Raw genomic sequence first — 6,002 nt, 5'->3', positions numbered from 1 at the left:
GCCCCGGCGATGCCGGGGCCCGGGCGCTCCGCGCTCACGACGCCTGTTCCGCCGGCGGAGAGGGACTGAGCCCCTCTCCGGACCGGGCGGGTGCGGGATTGCCGTTCCTCATGGGGCTGAACCACGCGAATCCCGCGAGGCACAGCCGGACCACACCACTCACCACGATGATCACGTAGATGTCGTGCAGGGAGTTCTCTATGGCACCACCGACGAGTGCGGCGAGCGGGATGGAGGCGAAGGCGAGCATCCGCGTGGTCGCCACGACGCGGCCCAGCAACCGGGCCGGGACGATCTTCTGGCGCAGGGTGAACCAGGACACCATGTTGACCGACGCGCAGGCGAAGAGCAGGCCCCATGCCGCTCCGATGAGGACGGGATGGCGCAGCGGGAGCAGCGCGAGGGTCGCACATCCGGCGACGGCCGTCGTGGCGATGATGATGCCACCGGCGGGGAAGCGCTTGTTCAGGCGGCCGGCGACTGCCGCTCCGAGGACGGCTCCCACGCCTTGCGAGGCGACGACCGCACCCAGTACGGACGGGGAGAAGTGCCGGTAACTGGTGAGGTAGAAGACGAAGTTCGCCTGGATGATCCAGGTGGCGAAGTTGGTGCCGGTGAACAGCAGTGACCCGGCCAGCAGGAGCCGGTTCTTCTTGAAGATGTAGCGCCCGGCCTCGCCGATGTCCTTGCGGAAGGACGTCTTCGCTGCGTTCGCGGGACGGGGCGAGGCGACGTCGCCCATCAGCAGGATCGCTCCCGCCGAGACGAAGAACGACACGGCGTTGAAGGTGACGGTGGCTTCGTAGCCGAACAGCGCGATGGCGCCACCGGCCACGACGGGACCGAGCATCCCCATGATGTTGTCGCCGGACTGCAGCCAGCCGTTGGCCCGGGCGAGGTTCTCCTTCGCGGTGATGTCCGGAAGGAAACTCTGGAACGCCGGGTGGTACACGGGCTCCACGCATCCCAGCAGCAGGGCGAGCACGAGGATCGGCCACAGCCGGTCGACACCGGATATGACGAGAACGGCCAGCGCGGCCGCGATGGCGGCCGCGCTGAGATCGCCGCTGATGAGGATGCGGCGCCGGTTCCAGCGGTCCGCCCAGACGCCGCCGGGAAGGGAGAAGAGCAGGAAGGGAACGTACTCGACGACGTAGACGAGACTGGTGCTCAGCGCCGACCCGGTCTGGTGCAGTACGAGCAGCGGCAGGGTGATCCGGTACACCCAGTTGCCCAAGGACGAGGTCAGGTAGGCGCACAGGAGCAGGTAGTAGCGCTTTCCCATGTCAGCCGACCGGTGCGACGGCATCGGCGGGGACGGGCGCGCCGCACACCGTGCAGTCCTCCGACCGGGTCCAGCGCTCGGCTTCCCGCATCGCATAGTCCCCGAAGCGCAGTTCCATCAGCCGCCCGGCGGCCACGGGCGGCGCGATGCCGGTGACCAGGCGGGCCAGCTCCCCGAGGAGGAAGCCGGTCGTCATGGTGACGAGAGGGCCGAATGCCGCGTTGTCACCGCCGATGCGCCGTTCGGTCTTCTCCGTCAGCAGGCCGTGGGAGAGCTCGTCCGTGGTGGAGACCTGGCGCCGCCAGCACTGCACACAGCCGGTCTCGCCGGGGACGATGGTGTAGTAGACGGCGCGCTGGGTGTCGAGGCCGCCTGTGGTCAGCGGAATCCCGGTCCTGACGCACGCCTCGTTCACCCAGCTGACGATCTCCACCTTGGGGCGGTCCGCGACACAGATGACGACGTCGGTGCCCGAGATCGCCTCGACCACGTCCTGTACGGAAGAGAGCTTCCGCTCGACCGCCTCGATGGTGATCCGCGAGTTGAACTCCTGCACTCGCTCGACCGCCCGCTCCAGTTTGGGCCGGCCGATGTCCGACTCGCGGTAAAGGATCTGCCGGTTGAGGTTCGACAGCTCGACGCGGTCGAATTCGACCGCGCGGACGTTGCCGATGCCCAGCGCGGCCATGTCGAGCAGGAGGTGCGACCCCAGGCCTCCCAGACCCAGCAGGGAGACGCGGCAGTCGCGCAGCCTGCTCTGCATCTCGTACTTGTTGTCGCCGAGTCTCGCGTACGAACCGAAGAAGTTGATGTTGCGTTCCCAGCGCTGGAGTTCGTAGTCGTCGAGAATCCCCTCGGGCGAGACGCCCGCGTTGATGAGGAACCCGGCCGCGTCGAACTGCTCCAGCACCTCCGTGACCTGTTCCGGCGTCACCTCGGGAAAGTCCGCTGAAAGGTCGTGGTGGATCTCCTCGACCGAGCGGCTGCCGTCCAGCAGCGAGAGCAGCCGGCGTATAACGCCGGTCGGATCGCTGATCGTCGTGACTTCGCCGAAGCCGTTGATGAGAACGCGCTCACCGGTGCCGTAGACAGGGTTGGTGTGCTTCAGGAGAGGCAGGACGCCCTTGTCGATGGACATGCGGCTCCTATGGGATGCTTGACGTCTGGATCTCCGCAGGGCAGCACCCATGGGTGCTGCCCTGCGGAGGGGAGCCGCGGACCAGGTGCCGAGGGCTTCCCCTGCCGTGGCCGGCGGGCGATTGGAGCGCTCGCCGGCGACGGACTACTGGTTCAGCGCGTGGTTCAGCCCTCGGAGGCGAGGCCGGCCATGCTGGTCTTCAGGGTCTTCAGCTCGACGGACATGCGAATCACTCCTTTCCACTTGATGACACTGGGATTCCCGCCCTGACACAGAGGGGCGGAAGCCGTGTGGAATCGCAGTCGTCGCAGGACGATTCCGCTATCCCCAGCCGAGATCGAACGGCCGCTCAGGGTCTGCCGCGGCCGCGTCGCCTCCCAGGAGCAGGGTCGGCGCGCAGGGCCACGAGACGCGTCTGATCATGATCACCCAGTCCCCCCACAGGACGATCCGGTCGGTCAGCTGGCGCGTACATCACTCTTGCACGAACATTCCACCCGGCGTTTCGTGTCAGGGGCTCCTGTTGCAGCCTTGGCATCTTTAGGAGGGGTCAAATCGTGCGGAAGTCAACGAGTGGCGTGCCTCATCCTGCGTCGAGAGGCGAGGAGAAGACCCGAATGCTCTATTCCGCAGCGCTGTCCGCTCCCGGTTCCACCTGGGACGAGTTGCGCGGCGGTCTGGGGCTGCCGCCCGAGGACTTCGCAGCCGTGGCGGAGCACCTGCTGAACCTCGGCCTCCTGGAACGGGATCCGGCGGACGAGAACCGGTTGCACGCGGTGGCCCCGGTCACCGCGATCGCACGGACGTGCGGCCCTGCCCTGCGTACCCTCGTCGAGGAACAGCAGAGGGTGGGCCACCTCACCTCCCTGATCGCCTCCTACGATGCCGCCTACACCGCCGGCGGCGAGGCCCATGGAGCGGCTGTTCTGGCCGAGCGGCTGACGAGCCTGGAAGCGGTACGCCGGGCCATCACGGAACTCGCGGCCCGGGCCCGTGCTGAGATCCTCACCTCGCAGCCCGGGGGGCCGAGACCGGAGGAACAGCTGGAGGATTCGCTCGAGCGCACGGAGAACGTCCTGCGCCGGGGCGTCCGCATGCGCACGCTTTACCAGCAGTCCGCTCAGTTCAGCCAGGAAACCACGCAATACGTACGGCACCTCACGGAACTCGGCGCGGAGGTGCGTACGGTCAGCGACGGCTTTATGCGGCTCATCGTGTTCGACAGAACCGCCGCCATCATGTCCCTGCACGACAATCCCCGCGGCGCTCTCGTCGTCCGGGACTCCGACATCATCGACTTCGCGGTCGGCGCCTACGAGAGGGCATGGGCGGAGAGCCGGCCCTTCCCCGTCCGGTATGACCGGCAGCAGGTCATGGACGCCTCGGAGGGGATGAAGCTGACGATTATGCGGCTTCTCGTGGAGGGCCTTGAGGTGACCGTCATCGCCAAACGCCTCGGAGTGTCCCATCGCACCTGCCAGCGGCACATATCAGAGATCATGCAGCGGCTGGGCGCCCGCAATCGCCTGCATGCCGGTTTCCTGATCGGCCGGCAGGGTCTGCTGAACGGGATGCCACCGGACGGGCATCCCTCTCAGCGCATCGACGTCAGCGCATCAACGCGTTGAATTCCTGATAGCCGATGCCGCCCTCTAGCTCCCCGAACGTCCCGCCGTCCACCACCTCGCCCACCGCGCGCCGGACGACCGCATAGGCGGCGGCAGCCAGCGAGGAGCCGAGCGAAACGCGGGCGACGCCGAGCCGCGAGAGCTCGCGGACACCGAGCCCTCCCGGGCCGGCGAGGACGTTCACAGGTGCCGGAATCGCGGAGGTCAGGGCCGCGATGGTCCCGGCGTCCCGCACCCGTGGCACGAACACGCCGTCCGCTCCGGCCGCGAGATATGCCTCGGCCCGGGCCAGAGACTCCTCCAGCCGCCCGGCCGGTTCCCCCACCGACAGCCAGTAGGCGTCGGTGCGCGCGTTGATGTAGAGCGGCACGCCGGTCGCGTCCGCCGCCGCACGCGCGGCGGCGATGCGCTCCACCTGCTCGGAGACGGGGCGCAGCGAGGCACTCCCCTCCACCCCGTCCTCGATGTTGACCCCGACGGCCCCGGCGGCAATGACGGCGGCAACGGTGTCGGCCACCTCCGCCGGCCCCGCGCCGTACCCCGACTCGATGTCGGCGCTCACCGGCACGCCGACCGCACGAACCATGCACGCGATCGCGTCCAGCGCGATCGCGCGGGGCATGCCGTCGCCGTCGGCGCGTCCCCGGCTCCAGGAGATGCCGGCACTCGTCGTGGCCACCGCCGGGGCCCCGGCCGCTACGGCGACACGCGCGCTGGCCACGTCCCAAACGTTGACGAGGACCAGCGGCGCGGCAGCGTCGTGCGCCAGGCGGAAGGCGAGGGCTTTGTCTCGTTGCGATGGTGAGGTCATAGAGGTCATAGGGGCATGAGACCAGACGCATCCCGTTCCTCCCAGCCCCTGTCCGGGGCCCCGTAGATCCCGGCTGCCGCCTGGGGCACGTCGCCGGAGGACTGCAGCACCGCGTCCCGGTTGCGCGCCGTCTGTCGGTGGTGACCGGACGCGGGCGGGGGGGAGCGCTCGCTTCGCGCTGCGATAGGCCGGCGCGATCCAGGTCTACGGGAGCTGGGGGTGGGGGTGGAGGTCGGGTAGGGGAGTGAGGCGCGGGTCAGCGCAAGCTCATGACCGGGGTGGGCCGCCCCAGGCCTCGACGGATCGCGATCTCCACGGGTGAGTACGCGCCGTCGGCCCGCTCCAGTTCGTACGGCGCGGCCGGCATCAGCGGCGGCTGGGCCATGAAGCGCGGTCGCAGCCCGTGGTGCGGTTGCGCCGCGTGCACCAGGAAGGGATGGCAAAGGAAGACGTCGCCCGGGGAACCGGTGGCGAGCGCGAGCGGCCGGTGGTCGGACGCCGCCACCACATCGGGCGCAAGGGTCAGCCCGCTCGCTCCGTCCTCCCCGTACTTCTCCAGCACCTGCGGCACGTCGAGATGTGAGCCGACCCGGATCCGGGTCGGGGCGTCCTCCGCACCGACCTCGCTGAACAGGAACAGCATCAGCAACGCCCGGCCCCGGGAGCGCAGATTGGTGAAGTACCAGCTCTCGCCCTCCGGCAGATAGCTTCCCTCGATGTGCCAGCCCGCGTCGTCCGGCTCCTCCTCGTGCGGGAAGCGCAACGGGAACGTGCCCAGTGAGTAGCGCGGCTCCCAGCGTCCCGCGCCGACGAGCAGGTCGTACGCGCGATGCAGGGCCGGAGAGTTGGGTGCGGCTGCGAACGGCCCCTGCGCCATGCCGGGCACCCAGTGCACGGGCTGCGTCCACGTCGCCGGATCGTCCGGGTCGCAGCCCGTCTCTCGCCACAGCAGCCGTGCGCAGTCCGCGGCCACGCGCGGCGCGACGGCGCCCTCCAGCTTCACGAAGCCGTCGCGGAGGAAGCGGGATACCAAGGTCGTGTCATCCATGCCCCCATCGTGCGGCGGCACCGGTCCCGGCCACCCGGCATTTTCCGTACCGCATCTGTCGGGTACGGGCCGCCCGGACGGACCATGGTGCG

At 69.1% G+C, this 6,002-nt stretch carries 5 protein-coding genes; 1 reads left to right on the top strand and 4 read right to left on the bottom strand.

The features are described 5' to 3' along the window. Window positions 1-34 precede the first annotated feature (34 nt). Both ACSNOH_RS05085 and ACSNOH_RS05080 read right to left on the bottom strand, forming a co-directional pair. Window positions 35-1,285 (bottom strand): MFS transporter, encoded by a 1,251-nt coding sequence (locus tag ACSNOH_RS05085; RefSeq protein WP_436719966.1) that lies wholly within the window; start codon window positions 1,283-1,285, stop codon window positions 35-37. 1 nt (window position 1,286) lies between these two features. Continuing rightward, complete coding sequence (locus ACSNOH_RS05080; RefSeq protein ID WP_436719965.1) at window positions 1,287-2,423, bottom strand: ThiF family adenylyltransferase; 1,137 nt, start codon at window positions 2,421-2,423, stop codon at window positions 1,287-1,289. A 617-nt stretch (window positions 2,424-3,040) separates the two neighbouring features. On the opposite strand from ACSNOH_RS05080, the gene ACSNOH_RS05075 reads away from it, so the two are divergent. Further along, window positions 3,041-4,051 (top strand): LuxR C-terminal-related transcriptional regulator, encoded by a 1,011-nt coding sequence (locus tag ACSNOH_RS05075; protein WP_436719964.1) that lies wholly within the window; start codon window positions 3,041-3,043, stop codon window positions 4,049-4,051. Here the strand turns inward: ACSNOH_RS05075 and ACSNOH_RS05070 are convergent. Together ACSNOH_RS05070 and ACSNOH_RS05065 are read right to left on the bottom strand one after the other, a co-directional pair. Beyond that, a complete protein-coding gene (locus ACSNOH_RS05070) occupies window positions 4,032-4,871 on the bottom strand; it encodes an isocitrate lyase/PEP mutase family protein (RefSeq protein ID WP_436719963.1) in 840 nt (279 codons plus the stop codon). The genes ACSNOH_RS05075 and ACSNOH_RS05070 overlap by 20 nt on opposite strands. Window positions 4,872-5,118: 247 nt before the next feature. Beyond that, window positions 5,119-5,910: a phytanoyl-CoA dioxygenase family protein gene (locus ACSNOH_RS05065; RefSeq protein ID WP_436719962.1), complete on the bottom strand. Its 792-nt coding sequence runs from the start codon at window positions 5,908-5,910 to the stop codon at window positions 5,119-5,121. Window positions 5,911-6,002 lie beyond the last annotated feature (92 nt).

Origin of the sequence: Streptomyces sp. URMC 127 (assembly GCF_051386535.1) — a bacterium.
GTDB lineage: Bacteria > Actinomycetota > Actinomycetes > Streptomycetales > Streptomycetaceae > Streptomyces.
The sequence above is the reverse complement of the archived record's forward strand: the minus strand, read 5'-3'. Positions and strand labels throughout refer to the sequence as shown.